Below are 15,789 nucleotides of genomic sequence, written 5' to 3' on the forward strand. Positions count from 1 at the left end.
CCCCGCGCCGGATCGCGCAGTGGGCTGCGCTCCTGCGAGACCGCCCCGGCCGCAGGAGGCCAGCCCTCTGGCCGGTCGCGGCGTTCGTCGACGGGTTTCAGGCGAAATAGGCGGGCTCGTTGCCGGGCTTCCACTTGATGTTGCAGCCGAGGCTGGGGTGCTGGGGCTCGGGCGCGGGCTGGCCGGCGAGCAGGGCGTCGGTGGCGTTGCGCAGGTCTTCGCCGGTCACGGGGCGGTCGCTGCCGGGGCGGGTGCTGTCGAACTGGCCGCGGTAGTAGAGCTTGCGGTCGGCGTCGAACAGGTAGAGATCCGGGGTGCAGGCGGCCTGGTAGGCCCTGGCCACGGACTGGTCTTCGTCGAGGCAGTAGGGGAACTTGTAGCCGAAACGGCGGGCGTCGTCGCGCATCGCGTCGGGGGCGTCTTCGGGGACGGCCTCGATGTCGTTGGAGTTGATGGCGATCACTGCGATGCCCTTTTCGGTGTATTCACGCCCGTAGCGCGCGAACTCGTGGCGGATGAGCTGCACGAAGGGGCAGTGGTTGCAGATGAACGCGATCATGTAGCCCTTCGCGTCGGGGAAGCTGTCCAGGCTGATGGTCTCGCCGGAGACGACATCGGGCAGCTGGAAGTTGGGGGCTTCGGTGCCCAGCTCGATCATCTGCGAGGGGGTGCGTGCCATTGGTTTTGCTCCTGTCTGTGGTTTTCAGTGATGGACGATATTATAGGGGCCGCCCCGGGGATGCTTGAAATGCCCGGGCGCCGCCCGCATGCTTGCCTTTAACCAAGTACAGGAGTCAGGAATATGGGCTGGGTGACCGGCACCGTGCAGGAACGCAAGCAGTGGACCGACCGCCTGTTCTCGCTGCGCATCGATGCGGACGTGGAGCCGTTCGTGGCCGGGCAGTTCAACCGTCTGCGCATGGAGATCGACGGCGAACTGGTGGGGCGGCCGTACTCGTACGTGAACGCCCCGGACGAGCGCCCGCTGGATTTCTACATGATCACCGTGCCGGACGGGCCGTTGTCCAACCGCCTGGTGCAGCTCGAACCCGGCGACACGGTGGAGCTGATGCCGCGCGCCACGGGGTTTTTCACCCTGAACGAGATCCCCGACGGGCGCGATCTGTGGCTGCTGTCGACGGGTACGGGCATCGGCCCGTTCCTGTCCATCCTGAAGACCGACGAGCCCTGGGAACGCTTCGAGAACATCCGTCTGGTGCATGCGGTGCGCCACGCCGAGGAGCTCACCTACCAGGACACCATTGCACGCTTCTCCGAGCGCGATCCCGAGCGGTTTCAGTACATCCCCTTCGTCAGCCGCGAGGCGCACCCCGGTGCCATCCAGGGGCGCATCACCACGGCGCTGTCGGAGGGCGAGCTGGAGGCGCAGGCGGGGATCGATTTTGCGCCGGAGCACTCCCAGGTGATGCTTTGCGGCAACCCCGACATGGTCTCCGAAACCCAGTCGATGCTGCGCGAACGGGGTCTGGAGAAGAACCGCCGGCGCAAGCCGGGGCATCTCACCACCGAGAGCTACTGGTAGCCCCGATCGGCCAGGGGGCTGGCCTCCTGCGGCCGGGGCGGGCTCCGTAGGAGCGCAGCCCCCTGCGCGATCCGGCGCCGGGGAAGCCCCGATCGGCCAGAGGGCTGGCCTCCTGCGGCCGGGGGAGGTCTCGTAGGAGCGCAGCCCCCTGCGCGATCCGGCGCCGGGGATGGCCCGATCGGCCAGAGGGCTGGCCTCCTACGGCCGGGGGAGGTCTCGTAGGAGCGCAGCCCTCTGCGCGATCCGGCGGTGGATGCGTCAATCGGTCAGGTTGGCGGACCAGGCGCGGATCAGGCCGGCGACGTAGCGGGTGTGTTCGGGGCGCGAGAGCAGGTGGTCGACGCGGTTGAGGGCGACGAAGCTGCGCGGGTGCTGCGCCATGCGGAAGATATAACCGGCGTGGTCGACGTTGACCACGGTATCTCCGGGGGCGTGCAGCAGCAGGATCGGCCGGTTGAGCTGTGCCAGCGCCGTTTCCAGCGTGGGCTCCTCGATGGACTCCAGCAGCGCGCGGCCGATGGTGACCGGACGGCCCCCGATGATCAGCCGGGCGTGACCCTCGCGCGCGATTTCTTCGGCATGATCCTGGAACAGGTGGCGCACGTGCCCCGGTTGGCTGGGTGCGGCGATGGTGACGACGGCGTCGACCTCCGGGCGTTCGGGAGCGACGAGAATGGCCAGCGCTCCGCCGAAACTGTGGCCGAGCAGCAGGGTGGGCTCCGTGTCCGGGTGATGCGCGGCGAGGGTGTCCAGCGCCGCTTCCAGGTCTTCGCGGCCGGTCTGGAGGGTGGACTCTGCGAACGCCCCTTCGGATTCACCCAGTCCGGCGAAATCGAAGCGCAGGGTGGCGTAGCCCTCCTCGGCCAGCGCGCGGGCCAGGCGCACGGTGGCGGGGAAGTCCTTGGAACAGGCAAAGCAGTGCGCGATGCAGGCCTTGCCGCGCGGCGGCCCCTCGGGTTCCACCAGGACGCCGCTCAGCCGGACTCCGCGTGGCGTGGGGATGGACAGCGACGTGTTGCGTACGGCCATGTTCCGGTCTCCGGGTTCGCGGGTGAGCGGGCCTGTGGCCCTGGCCGGGCTGGTCTGGGATGATACGCGAGGCGTTGGATCCCGTTGGATCCCGGGGAGCGGACGTGGAATACGACAGCGAGATCAGGGCACGACTGACGGAACTGGAGGCGGAGCACCGGGCGCTGGATTCGGCGATCGCCGCCATGCACGCCGGGCCGTCCCCGGATTTTCTCGAGATCCGCCGACTGAAGAAGCGCAAGCTTCAGCTCAAGGACACCATTGCGCGGCTGCGCAGCCGCCTGATCCCCGATCTGAACGCCTGAGGAGGGCGCGGTGGCGGGAGGGGGCGCAAAAAAACGGCGCCCCGGAGGGCGCCGTCAACAGGGTCCATCCCGTTCGTGTGATGAGGCTAAAGGCTTCGGTCAGCCCCAGATGTCCGCGGTAATGCCGGCGTACCAGCCGCGGGTGTACTGAGCTTCCTGCTCGCGGAAGCGGCTGGATGCACCCGTCGGGCTGACACCGCCGGCGCCTTCCACGCCGGCCATCTGGCCGTCCTCGAACTGGTACACCGCCGCCACGCTGATGCCGTAGTCCGGCGTGACCAGGCTGTAGCAGGTGTTCACCGCGGTCGGGGTGACCGGGTCGCGGCCGGCCAGTTCGTGGCTGATCGACGCGGCGACCATCTTGCCCTGGGTGTTGGCGGAGTGGCCCGATTTCGGCATCGCACCGGCCACGGAGGCGTCGCCCAGCACGTAGATGTTGTCGTCACGCTCGGACCTGAAGGTGTCCTGGCGCACCGGGCACCAGCCCTCCGCGTTGGTCAGGCCGGCATCGTGGACGATCTGGTTGGCGCGCTGGGCCGGGATGAAGTTCATCACGTCGGCCTCGACCCGCTCGAAACCGGCCTCGGTCACCGCGGTCATGTTGCGCACGTCGACCTCCTCGACCAGGCCGCCGTCCGAGGCCGGGCGCCATTCGATCATGTCGCCGTATTCCTGAGCCCAGCCTTCCTCGAACAGGCCCTGCTTGGAGAAACCGTCCTTCTGGTCAAGGATGATGATCTTGGAACGGGGCTTCTCCTGCTTGAAGTAGTTCGCGATCAGCGACACGCGCTCGTACGGCCCGGGCGGGCAGCGGAACGGGTTCGGCGGGGCCACCATCACGAACGTGCCGCCATTGGGCATGTCTTCCAGCTGCTGGCGCAGGATGCGGGTCTGGTCACCGGCCTTCCAGGCGTGCGGGATGCGCTCCGCGTCGGCCTCGCTGATGCCCTCGGTGCGGTCATAGCGGAAGTCGATGCCCGGAGACATGACCAGCTTGTCGTACTGCAGGGTCTCGCCACTGGCGAGACGGACGTTGCGGCCGTCGGCGTCCACCGCGGTCACGCGGTCCTGCACCACCTTGACTCCGTGGCGGCTTTCCAGCGCACCGTAGGTCTGCTCGATGAAGTCCATGTCGACGATGCCGCCCAGCACCCAGTTACTGCCATAGCAGGTGTAATAGCGGGCGTTGGGCTCGACCAGGGTGACGTTGAGTTCCGGCGAATACTTTTTCAGGTATTTCGCGGCGGTGGCGCCACCGGAGCCACCGCCGACCACGACGACATGGGCCTTGTCGGCGCCACGCGTCTTGTGCGGCGCACAGCCGATGCCGGTCAGGGCCACGGCGCTCCCCGCGCCGACGACCTTGATGAAATTACGGCGGGAAAATTCCTGCATGATGTCTCTCCCTCTCTTGTGTTCTGGGCCGTTCACTGACCGACGTACGCGGCCAGGGCCTCGATTTCCTCATCGGTGTAGCCGGTGGCGTGACGGTCCATGACCGTGCCCGGGCGTTCGCCATCGCGGAACGCCTTCATCTGGCTGACAATGAGGCTGGAGGGATAGTTACTGAGATCCGGGGCACCCCCGGCCTCGGCGGACGCGGCGCTGTGGCAGTTCACGCAGGTGTCGGCCATCAGCTGTCCACGCGTGATTTCGTCGCCGGCCGTGGCCTGCGCGAACGGAATGGCAAGGGCCACGGCCCCGACCAGCCCCGCGAAAGTAAGACGCGATTTCTTCATTGTTACGGACTCCTCCGTCTTGAAGGTTTGCTGTTTTAGCGGCGACAGCTGTGATGCGCTGCCTTCATCCTCCGGCCCGGTGTGACGATCCGGGCTCTTCATTGGCGCGGCCGGGTTCGTGCCCGGCCTTGCGCATGATCTCGCCTTGGGTCGATCATTGCCTCGACGGTATAACACAAAAAAAAACCGTTTTCGATTAGCGTTTTCTAAGACAGCAAGGGGATGGAACCATGATCGAGGAGCGGCGACGTCATCCGCGGATACCGATGACGGTCAACGTGGTGGTATCGGCGGGCGAGGGCGAGCCGGTGACCCTGACCACCAATGACATCTCCGGCGGCGGGGCCTTCCTGCGCTGGGAGGAGGGGCAGAAACCGGACCTCAGGGGCTTGCTGGAGCTCGAGTCGGACGACGAGCTGATGCTGCAGGTGTTCGGCCTGCTGGGGGATGGTGACGAGCCACCGAAGGTCCGTGCCCAGGTCGTGCGCGTGCACGACGACGGCATTGCGGTGAGGTTCGACCCCGAGGCGATGGGGGGCTGATCGCGCGGGGTCGGCCGCGGGGGGCAACCGAATCGGCCGGAGGGCCGGCCTCCTACCCCCCCAGCCGTAAAAGGCCAGCCCCCTGGCCGATCAGGGCCGACCCGCCTAATGCGCCGTCGTCCGCTCCTGGGCCAGCACCCACGGGGCGGCCACGATTGCGGTGAACACCGGATCGGCCTCGGTCCAGCGGCGGGCGTCCTCGTCGGAGGCGCGCGCCACCTGGCCGCTGGTCAGCCAGGCGCTGACCTCGTGGGTGGCATCGTCACGGAAGGCACGGGCCACCTCGATCAGGTCCAGTTCGGGCGCCACGCGAATCACGACACCGCGGGCGAAATGGGGCATCAGCTCGCTCCAGCGGATGGGGCCGGCCTCCTCCTCGATGGGGATTTCGGCCTCGGGGTCGGCCGGTGGTTCGACGGGAAGATCGCTGGGTTCGGACATGGTGGCTCGGCTGTGTCGCATGCGGATTTCAGATGCGGTTCAGGCTAGGCGGATACCCTTGGCACTGCAACCGTCCGTCGAACTCAGTCAGGGAGAGATTGTTGATGTTGTCCAGTGTGTGGGGAATCCGAATGTCCCGTCTTGCCCCCGTGGTGTTCCTTCTGATCCTGTTGCTGGCGGGGGGCGCCGGTGCGCGCGAGGACGGGGCGGATCGCAACCCGGTGTGGACGCTGGACGAGGCGGTCGAACAGGTGGAGGCGCTGTATCCCGGGCGGATCCTTTCGGCCCGGGAAAATGACGGCGAGGGCAGCGTACGGGTCTTCGTGGTGCGTATCCTGACCGAGAATCAGGAGGTCCGGACGCTGCGGATCGAACAGGGCACGGAGGTGCAGCGATGAACCTGCGAATCGTGCTGGTGGAGGATGATTCGGCGCTGCGCGGCCAGCTGGCCGGAGAGCTGCAGGAATCGGGCTGCCGGGTGGACACCGCCGCCGATGGCGACACCGGGCTGTATCTGCTGGCCGAATACAACTGCGACATTGCCGTGGTGGACCTGGGTCTGCCCGGGATGGACGGCCTGGACGTGATCCGCCGGACCCGCGAACACAAGCCGCGGCTGCCGATCCTGGTGCTGACCGCCCGTGACCGCTGGCAGGACAAGGTCGAGGGTCTGGAGGCGGGCGCCGACGATTACCTGACCAAACCCTTCCATGTGGAGGAACTGGTGGCGCGCCTGCGCGCGCTGGCACGCCGCAGCCTGCAGTCGGGTCATGAGGCGCTGCGCTTTGGCCCGCTGGTGATCGACACTGCCTCCGATGCCGTGTGGCTGAACGGCGAGGGCGTCAGCCTGACCACCTTCGAGTACCGCCTGCTGCTGCATCTGGCCCGCCAGCCCGGGCGGGTGCTGAGCAAGGACGCCCTGGCCGACTATCTCTACGAGCACGACGATGACCGCGAGAGCAACGTGATCGAGGTGCTGATCGGGCGCCTGCGGCGCAAGCTGGACCCGGACGGCGGGCTGGGCGTGATCGAGACCCTGCGCGGCCGCGGTTATCGTTTCGCCCTGCAGCCCGACGCCGCTTCGGCCGACGCCTGAACGGTTACGTCACGCCCGTCCATGGCCCTTGCCGAGCGTTCCCTGGCCGATCGCGCCGCCCGCGCGCCGTTGCTCCTGCGCATGGGGCTGGTGGCGGTGGCGGTGGTGCTGCTGTTTTCGGTGCTGACTGCATGGGTGCTGGAAACCGCCTTTCGCGACAATGCCGCGGATGCGGCCGAAACCCGGCTGGAGGCGCAGGTGCTGCTGCTGATGGGCATGGTCGAGGTGCTCGCGGAAGACGACGTGCGGGTGCCGCAGATGCTGCCGGAGAGCCGGCTGCAGCTGCCCGGCGGCGGGTTGTATGCGCGCATCCTCGGGCCTGCCGGCGATACCGTCTGGCGTTCGCCGTCGGCGGTGGCCACCGAACTGAATGACTGGACGCGTGAAGAATACTTTGCCTACAGCATGACGGTGCGCTGGCAGCTGGATGGCGAATCGGTGCCGCTGGTGTTCCAGATGCTGGAGGATCGCAGCGCATTCGACGAGCAGGTTGAGAGCTACCGCTACAGTCTGTGGCAGGGCCTGCTGACCATGACCCTGTCGCTGATCGTGGCCCTGATCCTGGCGTTGTGGTTCTGGGGCCTGCGGCCGCTGCGCAGGGTGCGCGCGGAGCTGGACGCCCTGCGCCATGGTGACCGGGTGCATCTGGAGGGACCGTATCCGCGCGAGATCGGGGCGCTGACCGGCTCCATCAACGACCTGATCGACTTCGAGCGCGAGCGCCTGGTGCGCCAGCAGAACGCACTGGCGGATCTTGCCCACAGTCTCAAGACCCCGATCGCCTCGCTGCGCCTGAATCTGGAAGGACACGCCCCCGATCACGAGGACCTGCGGCGCCAGGTCGACCGCCTGCAGGCGATGGTCCAGCACCAGCTCAACCAGGCCCAGCGGGTGGGCCCGGTGCCGTTCCAGACGCCCGAGCCGCTGGCCCCGGTGATCGAGCGCACCTGCCGCGCCCTGCGGCGGCTGGCGGAGCACCAGGGGGTGTCGCTGGAGACCGATCTGGCGGAGGGCTGTGCCCTGCGCATGGATTCGGGCGCGATGCTCGAACTGCTGGGAAATCTGCTGGATAACGCGGTGCGCCACGCCCGCTCGCGGGTGCGGATCACCACACACTGCGATGGGCGGGAAACCGTGCTGACGGTGGATGACGACGGACCCGGGATCGACCCGGCCGATCGCGAGCGGGTCCTCGAACGCGGCCAGCGGGCCGACACGCGCGAAGATGTGCACGGACAGGCGGCGGGGCAGGGGCTGGGACTGAGCATCATCCACACCCTGGTCAGCGACCATGGCGGCCAGCTGGAGATCGAGCGGGCGCCGGAGCTGGGTGGAGCGCGGCTGCGGCTGGTATTCGCCCCGGTCGGCGACTGAGGCCCGTGTGCGCCCGTCTCAGAGCCGGAAGTCCTCCAGCGAGGCCTCGGGCGCCCGCCCCAGCAGCCCGTCGCGCACCAGCGCCGCCGCGCCGCAGGCAAAGGTCCAGCCGAGGTGCCCGGAGCCGGTATTGAGATGCAGGCCCGGTACCGCCGTGGGACCCAGGATCGGCGTACCGCGATCGCTCATCGGGCGCAGCCCGGCCCACGGGGCCATGGTCTCGCGGTCGAGTTCCGCCGGCAGTGTGGTCAGCGTGCGCCGGCACTGGGCCAGTACGTTCGCCGCCCGGCGGGGTTCCATGCGGGCGTCGGCGCCGGCGAACTCGGCCGTTCCGGCCAGCCGCAGCTGATCGCCCAGCGGGGTCATGACCACCTTGTTGGCGTCGTCGATCAGCGGTAGCTGCACGCGGTGGCCGGTGTCCATCGGCAGGGTCAGGGAATAGCCCTTCACCGGGGCCACCGGCAGGTGCAGCCCGAGCGGGCGCAGCAGCGCCGGGGCTTCGTGTCCGCTCGCGACTACGCAGGCATCGGCCGCGATGGGTCCCTCATCGGTCTCGATCGCGTCGATTCGCCCCTGGAACGTGCGCAGTCGCCGCACCCGTGTCGCGGGCCGGTAGCGCAGGCCGCGGTCCCGCGCCAGCTCGAGCAGGCCGGTGGTGAAGCGCCGCGCATCCCCGATGGCATCATCCGGGAAATACAGCCCGCCGCAGAGTTCGTCGCGCACCCCGGCCAGCGCCGGTTCGCGGTTGATCACCTGCTCGGTGTCCCAGGCCTCGAACCGCACGCCCTCGTCCTGCATGGCCTCGGCCGCATGCCGGTTGCGGGCCTGGCTCTGCGGGTCGCGGAAGACCTTGAGGATGCCGGACTCGCGGAAGTCGAAGTCCAGGCCGGAGCCGGCCAGTTCCCGATTCAGGCGCCGGGTCTCGCGCAGGGAGAACGCGGCCAGGCGGGCGTTGACCAGGGCGTGCCGCTGGAAGGCCAAACGCCGGCTGTGCCACAGAAAACGCAGGCCCCAGCCGGCCAGTCCCGGCAGGGCGCGCGGGCGCATCAGCAGCGGGGAGTCCTCGCGCCCCAGATAGCGCAGCAGATCGAGCCCGACGCCGGGGGTGTTCCAGGGCTCGGCATGGCTGGCGTGCAGCATGCCGCCGTTGGCATGGCTGGCGCCGGCCGCCGGTTCGGTCGCGGCATCCAGGAGGGTGACATCGAGTCCGGCCTCGCGCAGATACCACGCGGTGGTGACCCCCATCACGCCGGCTCCGATGACCACCACATGCATGCGCTCCCCTCCCGTTGCCTACAAAGATCCGGCAAAGCGTTTGATCAGCGTGTCGTACTCGCGTTCCAGGCGCTGTGCCGAGACCTTTTCGCGGGTGCCCAGCTCCTGGGCGAACTGCGATACGCGGAACTCCTCGATGCGGTAGCGAAAGGCGAGGACGTCGGGGTCGTCGGGGCGGCGCTGCAGCAGGTCGCGGGCCTTCTGCCACAGCGGTTCCACCGCCACCCGGCCGGCGCGGTCCTTGTCCGGGGCCCGGGTCAGGCGCTCCAGGCGTCGGTCGATGGCCTGCAGGTAGCGCGGGAACTCGGGTAGCATGTCGGCCGGGGTGCTCAGCAGGAAATCCGGCGGCACCAGGGCGTCGAGCTGATCGCGGATGTCGCGCGCCGCCTCGATCCAGGAGAGTGGCAGATCGCCGTGCAGCCGGCTGCGCAGGTCGTGCCAGCGGGCGAGGATGTCGGCCGCCAGGCGGGCCAGTTCGGTGGCGGTCGGGCCCAGTTCGCTGCGCCCGGCTTCCAGACGCTCGGCGAAGGCCTCGGCATCGCGCGGCCATTGTTCCGGGGCGTCGGCGAGGAACACCCGGTCGGCCGCCGCCTCCAGCACCTGGTCGCGCAGGGTGTCGCCTTGTCCGAGCGTGGCGTAGTGCAGGCTGGCGCGGTCCATGTCCGGCAGCTGGCGCTTGAGATCGCGCACCGCCGGGCGCAGGGCCAGCAGGAACAGCCGGCGCAGCCCGGCGCGATGGCGGCGCTCGGCCGTGGCGGGGTCGGGTTCCAGCTCCAGTGACACGCTGTCACCGCGGTCCACCAGCACCGGGAAGGCGCGCATGCGGGCGCCCTGGTGTTCGTGCTCCACGCTCTCCGGCAACGCGCCGAAGTCCCATTCGGTGATGCCCTCGCGCTGGGGGCCGCTCGTCGGGCCGGGGTCGAAGGTGGCCTCCGCGGTGCCGCCCAGTTCGGCCTTGAGCGCCGGCAGGTCGCGCCCGGCGGTCAGCTCGTGCCCCTCCGGGTCGAGGATGCGAAAGCGCAGGATCAGGTGCGGTTCGAGCGTGTCCGGGCGCCAGGCATCGGGCGGGATGGCGGTGCCGGTCATGCGCTCCAGTTCTTCCGCCAGCGCCGGCAGCAGCGGGCCCTGGCGGTGCTCCAGCCGCGCCAGCGCGGCGCGGGCGAAGTCCGGGGCCGGCACGAACTGGCGCCGCAGGCTCTTCGGCAGGCTCTTCAGCAGTGCCGTGACCCGCTCCTCCAGCAGGCCCGGCACCAGCCAGTCGCCCAGCCAGTCCGGCACCGCGTTGAGTGCGGCCACGGGGACGTCCACGGTCACCCCGTCGTCTTCCTGCCCGGGCTCGAAGCGGTAATGCAGCGGCAGGCGCAGGCCCTCCAGTTCGAGGTGGTCGGGGTAGGCGCCCTGCGGCAGGGATTCTTCGGGTTCGTTGCGCAGCTCGGCGGGGTCGATGCGCAGGCTGTCGGGGTCCTTCTGCTCGCGTTTGCGCACCCAGCGTTCGAACGACGGGCCGTCACGCACGTCCTCCGGGATGCGCGCGGCGTAGAACTCGAACAGCCGGTCCTCCTCGGCCAGCAGGTCGCGGCGCCGGCCGCGGGCCTCCTCCTCGGTGATCGCGGCCACCGCCTCGCGGTTGGCGCGCACGCCGCGCGAGCGGGTGCGAAGCTGGCCGCCGACCAGTCCCTCGCGGATGAAGATCCGCCGGGCCTCCTCGGGGTCGTGGCGGGCGAAGTCCACCGGCTTTTTCGCCGCCACCACCAGACCGTAGAGGGTGATGCGGTCGTAGGCGCCCACGCGCCCGCTCCTGCGCTGGAAATGGGGCTCGAAGATGTGATGGCGCAGCAGGTGCGGGGCCACCTCCAGCAGCCAGTCGGGTTCGATGCGCGCGTTCTCGCGGGCATATACCCGGGTGGTTTCGGCGATCTCCGCGCTGACCACCCAGTTGGGCTTTTTCTTCGCCAGCACCGATCCCGGATGGATCTGGAAGCGGCGGTTGCGCGCGCCGAGGTAGTCGCCGCGTTCGGTCTTCTGCCCGATCTGGCTGACCAGCCCGCTCAGCAGGGCGCGATGCACGGACTCGGGTTTGGCCGTCGCGCGGCCCGGGTGCAGTTCCATGTCGCGCGCCAGGCGCAGCAGCTGGCTGCGCAGTTCCTGCCATTCGCGCATGCGCATGAAGTTGAGGAAGTGTTCGCGGCACCAGCGCTTCAGGGCGTTCGAGCCGCGGGCCTCGCGCGCATCGTGCCAGGCCTGCCACAGCCGCAGCATGCCCATGAAGTCGGAGCCCTCGACGCGGAACTCGGCATGTGCGGTGTCGGCCGCCTGCGTGGCATCGGCGGGGCGCTCGCGCGGGTCCTGCAGGGACAGGAACGCGGCGATGGTGGCGGTCTCGGTCATGCAGCCATGGTCCGCGCCGGCCAGCAGCATCGCCCCGTGGCGCGGATCCACCGGCATGCGCGAGAGCTGGCGGCCGCGCTCCTGCAGCCGGTGGCCGGCATCCACCGCGCCCAGTTCCTCCAGCAGGCGGTAGCCGTCCTTGATCAGGCGCGAATCCGGCGGGTCGACGAACGGGAAGCGCCGCGGGTCGCCCAGTTTCAGCGCGGCCATCTGCAGGATCACCGAGGCCAGATTGGAGCGCTGGATCTCGGGGTCGGTGAAGGCCGGGCGCTGCTGGTAGTCCTCCTCGGAGAACAGGCGGATGCAGACGCCCGGCCCGAGGCGGCCGCAGCGGCCGGCGCGCTGGTCGCAGGCGGCCTGCGACACCGGTTCGAGGCTCAGCCGCTGCACCCGCGTGCGCCACGAATAGCGCGACACCCGGGCCAGCCCGGAGTCGATCACGTAGCGGATGCCGGGCACCGTCAGCGCGGTCTCGGCGACGTTGGTGGCGAGCACGATGCGCCGGCCCGAGTGCGCCTGGAACACCCGTGACTGCTCGCGCGCCGACAGTCGGGCGTACAGTGGCAGGACCTCGGTGTCGGGCGCGGATTCCTCGCCGCGCAGGGCGCGGTGGGCATCGCGGATCTCGCGTTCGCCCGGCAGGAACACCAGGATGTCGCCGGGGCCGGCGCGGCGGCATTCGCGCACCGCGTCGCGGATGCCGGTGAACAGGTCGCGTTCGCCGCCGTCACCGTCTTCGTCGTCGTCCGCGGCATCCGGTTCCAGCGGGCGGTAGCGCAGCTCCACCGGATAGGTGCGCCCGGGCACGTCGATCATCGGGGCGTCGTCGAAGAACCGGGACAGGCGTTCCGGGTCCAGGGTGGCCGAGGTGATGATTACCCGCAGCTCCGGACGCTTGCGCACCAGACGCTGCAGGACCCCCATCAGGAAGTCGATGTTGAGGCTGCGTTCGTGGGCCTCGTCGACGATGACGGTGTCGTAGGCGAGCAGCTCGGGGTCGTGGGCCATCTCGGCCAGCAGCATGCCGTCGGTCATCAGGCGGACGAAGTTGTCCGGCCCGGTGCGGTCGGAGAAGCGGACCTTGCAGCCCACCGCGGCGCCGGACTCCTCGCCCAGCGGGGTGCCCAGCTCCTCGGCGATGCGTGCGGCCACCGAGCGCGCGGCGATGCGCCGCGGCTGGGTGTGGCCGATCAGGCCGCCGCGCCCGCGCCCGGCTTCCAGGCACAGCTTGGGCAGCTGGGTGGTCTTGCCGGAACCGGTCTCGCCGGAGAGCACGATCACGGAGTGGGTGCGGATCGCCTCGATGATCCGCTCGCGTTCCGCGTGCACCGGGAGATCCCCGGTATACACGGGCTGCGGCCGACGCGCCTCGGCCGCGGCCTCGCGTTGCTGTTCGGTCGCGAGGCGCTGCTGCAGGTTGCGGGCCAGGCGGTCGAAGGCCTGGCCACGGTCGCGCCGGCGTCGCGCGCGGCGCAGCAGGTCCTGCAGGTCGCGCCGTCCGGCGATGCGCTGGAGACCGTCGACTTCGGCGGACAGCGCGTCGAGATCCGGCGCGGCGCTCTCCCCGGTCTCCATGGTCAGCCCCGGTCGCGCAGGCGCAGGGCCTCGATGCCTTCCGAGCGCAGCCGTTCCAGGACTTCGCGGGTGCGGTCCGGATCGCTGTACGGCCCGAGGTACACGCGGTACCAGGTGTCGCCGTCGATCTCGGCTTCCCGCACTTCGGGAGACAGGCCCAGCAGGGTCAGGCGGGCACGCATCTCGTCGGCCTGCTCGGGGCGCCGGAACGAGCCGGTCTGCAGCACCACGGGCCCGTCGGCATCCGGTGCATCCAGCGGCGCGGGCGGGGCGGCCGTATCCGCATCGTCGCGGGCCGGCGTATCGGGCACCGTCACTTCGTCCTCGGGCAGGAGTTCGTAATAGCGAAAGCGCGGTTCCTCGCGCTCGGGCTCGGGTTCGGAAGCGGGGTCGGGCACGGGTTCCGGGCGCGGTTCGGCCGCGGGGCGATCGCGTTCGCTCAGCCAGTCGCTCAGGCTGTCGGGGCGATCCGCCCCCTGGAGGTACAGCACTGCGGCCACGCCCAGCCCGATCAGCAGGCCGGCCAGCAGCCAGATCCAGCCGGGCAGCGGACCGCGTTCTTTCTTTTGTGCCGGCTTGCGGCGTACCTTGCGGGCCTGGGCCATGGGGTTACATCTGCTCCGGGGCGTGCACGCCCAGCAGGCGCAGGCCGTTGCCCAGCACCTGCTTGATGCCGGTCACCAGCGCCAGGCGGGCCCGGATCAGCTCGTCGTCTCCGGCGTTGAGGAACGGCACGGCGTTGTAATAGGTGTGGAAGCCACCGGCCAGTTCGCGCAGGTACTGGGCGATCTGGTGCGGCTCGCAGGCCTGCGCGGCGGCCGCGACCACTTCGGGGAAGCGGTCCAGGCGGTCCAGCAGCTCGTCCTCGTGCGGTTCGACGAGCCGTTCGGCGAGGCCGTCGGCCTGTGCTGCGGCGGGCCGGTGGCCGCGTTCGCCCGCGGTGCGCAGCACGCTGGCGATGCGCGCGTGGGCGTACTGGATGTAGTACATCGGGTTGTCGTTCGACTGCGACTTGGCCAGGTCGAGGTCGAAGTCCAGGTGCTGGTCGCAGCGGCGCTGCACGTAGAAGAAGCGCGCGGCATCCGAGCCGACCTCGTCGCGCAGTTCGCGCAGGGTCACGAACTGCCCGGCGCGGGTGGACATGGGCAGGCGCTCGCCACCGCGGTAGAGGATCGCGAACTGCACCAGCAGCACGTCGAGGCGGCCGGGGTCCAGGCCCAGGGCCTGCAGCGCGGCGCGCACGCGCGGGACGTAGCCGTGGTGGTCGGCGCCCCAGATGTTGATGACGCGCTCGAAGCCGCGCTGGAATTTCTCGCGGTGGTAGGCGATGTCGGAGGCGAAGTAGGTGTAGTCGCCGTTCTCGCGGCGCACCACGCGGTCCTTGTCGTCGCCGTATTCGGTAGAGCGGAACCACAGCGCGCCGTCCTGTTCATACAGTGCGCCACGCGCCTGCAGGTCCTCCACCGCGGCGTCGATCGCGCCGGAGTCGGCCAGGCTGCGTTCGGAGAACCAGCACTGGTATTCCACCCCGAACTCGCGCAGGTCGTCGCGGATGTCCTCGAGGATGGCGTTCAGGCCGCCCTCGAAGAATTCGTCCCACAGGGCCTCGCCCAGAAGGTCCCGCGCGCGCGTCACCAGCGCGTCGATGTAGGTCTCCTTGTCGCCGCCTTCGGGCTCGTCGGGCGGCAGGTCACGGGTGACGTCCGCGGCCGGATGCACGCCGCGGTCGCCGATGTGCCGGGTCAGGGTATCGGCGACGGGGTAGATGTAGTCGCCCCGGTAGCCGTTGGCCGGGAACGGGAGTTCCACGCCGTGGCGCTCCAGATAGCGCATCCACACGCTGACCGCGAGGATGTTCATCTGCCGCCCGGCGTCGTTGACGTAGTACTCGCGGGTGACGTCGTAGCCGGAGAAGTCCAGCAGGTCGGCGACCGTCGCACCGAAGGCCGCCCCGCGGCCATGACCCACGTGCAGCGGCCCGGTGGGGTTGGCGGAGACGAATTCCACCTGCACCGGGCGTCCGCCGCCGGCGTTCGAGCGGCCGAAATCGCCGGCCCGTTCCGCGATGTGCCCCAGCACCTGCGTGCGCGCATCGGCGGCCAGGCGGAAGTTGATGAAGCCGGGACCGGCGATCTCGGTGCTGGCCAGGCCGGGGACCTCGGGCAGCGCGGCGGCGAGCGCCTCGGCCAGGTCGCGCGGCTTGCTGCGCGCGGGTTTGGCCAGCTGCATGGCGAGGTTGCTGGCGAAGTCGCCGTGCTCGCGGTCGCGCGCGCGGCTGACCTCCACCGACACGCCATGATCGGCCGGCACGCGGCCGTCGGCGACGAGGGTTGCGAGGGCGGTTTCCAGGGCCTGGGTCAGGGTGTCTTTCAAGGGTTGCGGGTCCGTGCTGGCAAAACGCGTATTCTAACCCGTCGGGCCCCGCGATGCCGCCCTGTTCGCCTGCTTGCAGGCGAATGACGGGGTGATGCGAAAAGAAAGG

At 69.7% G+C, this 15,789-nt stretch carries 15 protein-coding genes; 6 read left to right on the forward strand and 9 right to left on the reverse strand.

Annotated features, from left to right (window positions below):
* Positions 1-97: 97 nt before the first annotated feature.
* Positions 98-679, reverse strand: a complete 582-nt coding sequence (locus B1A74_RS07115) for a thioredoxin family protein (protein ID WP_077244204.1) — start codon at positions 677-679, stop codon at positions 98-100.
* A gap of 123 nt (positions 680-802) precedes the next feature.
* On the opposite strand from B1A74_RS07115, the gene B1A74_RS07120 reads away from it, so the two are divergent.
* Positions 803-1,543 (forward strand): ferredoxin--NADP reductase, encoded by a 741-nt coding sequence (locus B1A74_RS07120; protein ID WP_077244205.1) that lies wholly within the window; start codon positions 803-805, stop codon positions 1,541-1,543.
* A 258-nt stretch (positions 1,544-1,801) separates the two neighbouring features.
* Here B1A74_RS07120 and B1A74_RS07130 read toward each other — a convergent pair whose 3' ends face one another.
* Positions 1,802-2,572, reverse strand: a complete 771-nt coding sequence (locus B1A74_RS07130) for an alpha/beta hydrolase family protein (RefSeq protein ID WP_077244206.1) — start codon at positions 2,570-2,572, stop codon at positions 1,802-1,804.
* A gap of 104 nt (positions 2,573-2,676) precedes the next feature.
* Between B1A74_RS07130 and B1A74_RS07135 the strand changes: the two genes are divergently transcribed.
* Positions 2,677-2,877 carry a YdcH family protein gene (locus tag B1A74_RS07135; RefSeq protein ID WP_018869247.1) on the forward strand — a complete coding sequence of 67 codons (201 nt, stop codon included), beginning with the start codon at positions 2,677-2,679 and terminating at the stop codon, positions 2,875-2,877.
* A gap of 99 nt (positions 2,878-2,976) precedes the next feature.
* Here the strand turns inward: B1A74_RS07135 and B1A74_RS07140 are convergent, their stop codons facing one another.
* Positions 2,977-4,272, reverse strand: coding sequence for an NAD(P)/FAD-dependent oxidoreductase (locus B1A74_RS07140; protein WP_077244207.1), 1,296 nt, complete (start codon positions 4,270-4,272; stop codon positions 2,977-2,979).
* Positions 4,273-4,304: 32 nt separating this feature from the next.
* The gene (locus tag B1A74_RS07145) at positions 4,305-4,616 is read right to left on the reverse strand and encodes a c-type cytochrome (RefSeq protein ID WP_028492544.1); all 312 of its coding nucleotides are present in this window, start codon (positions 4,614-4,616) and stop codon (positions 4,305-4,307) included.
* A 230-nt stretch (positions 4,617-4,846) separates the two neighbouring features.
* On the opposite strand from B1A74_RS07145, the gene B1A74_RS07150 reads away from it, so the two are divergent.
* Positions 4,847-5,158, forward strand: a complete 312-nt coding sequence (locus B1A74_RS07150; RefSeq protein WP_077244208.1) for a PilZ domain-containing protein — start codon at positions 4,847-4,849, stop codon at positions 5,156-5,158.
* Positions 5,159-5,263: 105 nt separating this feature from the next.
* On the opposite strand, the gene B1A74_RS07155 is transcribed toward B1A74_RS07150, so the two are convergent.
* Positions 5,264-5,599, reverse strand: a complete 336-nt coding sequence (locus B1A74_RS07155; protein ID WP_018946743.1) for a DUF2288 domain-containing protein — start codon at positions 5,597-5,599, stop codon at positions 5,264-5,266.
* 131 nt (positions 5,600-5,730) lie between these two features.
* On the opposite strand from B1A74_RS07155, the gene B1A74_RS07160 reads away from it, so the two are divergent.
* Genes B1A74_RS07160 through B1A74_RS07170 form a run of 3 tightly spaced genes read left to right on the forward strand, consistent with a single transcriptional unit; the run spans position 5,731 to position 8,069 of the window.
* Positions 5,731-5,997 (forward strand): hypothetical protein, encoded by a 267-nt coding sequence (locus B1A74_RS07160; protein WP_018869252.1) that lies wholly within the window; start codon positions 5,731-5,733, stop codon positions 5,995-5,997.
* The gene (locus B1A74_RS07165; protein WP_018946744.1) at positions 5,994-6,695 is read left to right on the forward strand and encodes a response regulator transcription factor; all 702 of its coding nucleotides are present in this window, start codon (positions 5,994-5,996) and stop codon (positions 6,693-6,695) included. The genes B1A74_RS07160 and B1A74_RS07165 overlap by 4 nt, the downstream gene beginning before the upstream one ends.
* 21 nt (positions 6,696-6,716) lie before the next feature.
* Positions 6,717-8,069 (forward strand): sensor histidine kinase, encoded by a 1,353-nt coding sequence (locus B1A74_RS07170; protein ID WP_024329132.1) that lies wholly within the window; start codon positions 6,717-6,719, stop codon positions 8,067-8,069.
* Between the two features lie 18 nt (positions 8,070-8,087).
* Here the strand turns inward: B1A74_RS07170 and B1A74_RS07175 are convergent, their stop codons facing one another.
* From B1A74_RS07175 to argS, 4 genes are read right to left on the reverse strand one after another with little or no spacing between them, the layout of a single operon-like run.
* Positions 8,088-9,344, reverse strand: a complete 1,257-nt coding sequence (locus B1A74_RS07175) for an FAD-dependent oxidoreductase (protein WP_077244209.1) — start codon at positions 9,342-9,344, stop codon at positions 8,088-8,090.
* An 18-nt stretch (positions 9,345-9,362) separates the two neighbouring features.
* Entirely contained in the window at positions 9,363-13,307 is a 3,945-nt protein-coding gene (gene hrpA / locus B1A74_RS07180) for an ATP-dependent RNA helicase HrpA (RefSeq protein WP_077244210.1), read from the reverse strand.
* 2 nt (positions 13,308-13,309) lie between these two features.
* Positions 13,310-13,912, reverse strand: a complete 603-nt coding sequence (locus B1A74_RS07185; protein WP_018946748.1) for an SPOR domain-containing protein — start codon at positions 13,910-13,912, stop codon at positions 13,310-13,312.
* A gap of 4 nt (positions 13,913-13,916) precedes the next feature.
* Positions 13,917-15,680 carry an arginine--tRNA ligase gene (gene argS, locus B1A74_RS07190; protein ID WP_077244211.1) on the reverse strand — a complete coding sequence of 588 codons (1,764 nt, stop codon included), beginning with the start codon at positions 15,678-15,680 and terminating at the stop codon, positions 13,917-13,919.
* Positions 15,681-15,789 lie beyond the last annotated feature (109 nt).

This window comes from Thioalkalivibrio halophilus (assembly GCF_001995255.1).
Classification (GTDB): Bacteria; Pseudomonadota; Gammaproteobacteria; order Ectothiorhodospirales; family Ectothiorhodospiraceae; genus Thioalkalivibrio; species Thioalkalivibrio halophilus.

Excerpts from the sequence above, each read along its gene's own strand:
- B1A74_RS07155 (WP_018946743.1), bottom strand. The coding sequence starts at position 5,599 with ATGTCCGAACCCAGCGATCTTCCCGTCGAACCACCGGCCGACCCCGAG.
- B1A74_RS07165 (WP_018946744.1), top strand. The coding sequence starts at position 5,994 with ATGAACCTGCGAATCGTGCTGGTGGAGGATGATTCGGCGCTGCGCGGC.
- B1A74_RS07120 (WP_077244205.1), top strand. The coding sequence starts at position 803 with ATGGGCTGGGTGACCGGCACCGTGCAGGAACGCAAGCAGTGGACCGAC.
- B1A74_RS07160 (WP_018869252.1), top strand. The coding sequence starts at position 5,731 with ATGTCCCGTCTTGCCCCCGTGGTGTTCCTTCTGATCCTGTTGCTGGCG.
- B1A74_RS07170 (WP_024329132.1), top strand. The coding sequence starts at position 6,717 with ATGGCCCTTGCCGAGCGTTCCCTGGCCGATCGCGCCGCCCGCGCGCCG.
- B1A74_RS07140 (WP_077244207.1), bottom strand. The coding sequence starts at position 4,272 with ATGCAGGAATTTTCCCGCCGTAATTTCATCAAGGTCGTCGGCGCGGGG.
- B1A74_RS07115 (WP_077244204.1), bottom strand. The coding sequence starts at position 679 with ATGGCACGCACCCCCTCGCAGATGATCGAGCTGGGCACCGAAGCCCCC.
- hrpA (WP_077244210.1), bottom strand. The coding sequence starts at position 13,307 with ATGGAGACCGGGGAGAGCGCCGCGCCGGATCTCGACGCGCTGTCCGCC.
- B1A74_RS07185 (WP_018946748.1), bottom strand. The coding sequence starts at position 13,912 with ATGGCCCAGGCCCGCAAGGTACGCCGCAAGCCGGCACAAAAGAAAGAA.
- B1A74_RS07130 (WP_077244206.1), bottom strand. The coding sequence starts at position 2,572 with ATGGCCGTACGCAACACGTCGCTGTCCATCCCCACGCCACGCGGAGTC.
- B1A74_RS07145 (WP_028492544.1), bottom strand. The coding sequence starts at position 4,616 with ATGAAGAAATCGCGTCTTACTTTCGCGGGGCTGGTCGGGGCCGTGGCC.
- B1A74_RS07150 (WP_077244208.1), top strand. The coding sequence starts at position 4,847 with ATGATCGAGGAGCGGCGACGTCATCCGCGGATACCGATGACGGTCAAC.
- B1A74_RS07175 (WP_077244209.1), bottom strand. The coding sequence starts at position 9,344 with ATGCATGTGGTGGTCATCGGAGCCGGCGTGATGGGGGTCACCACCGCG.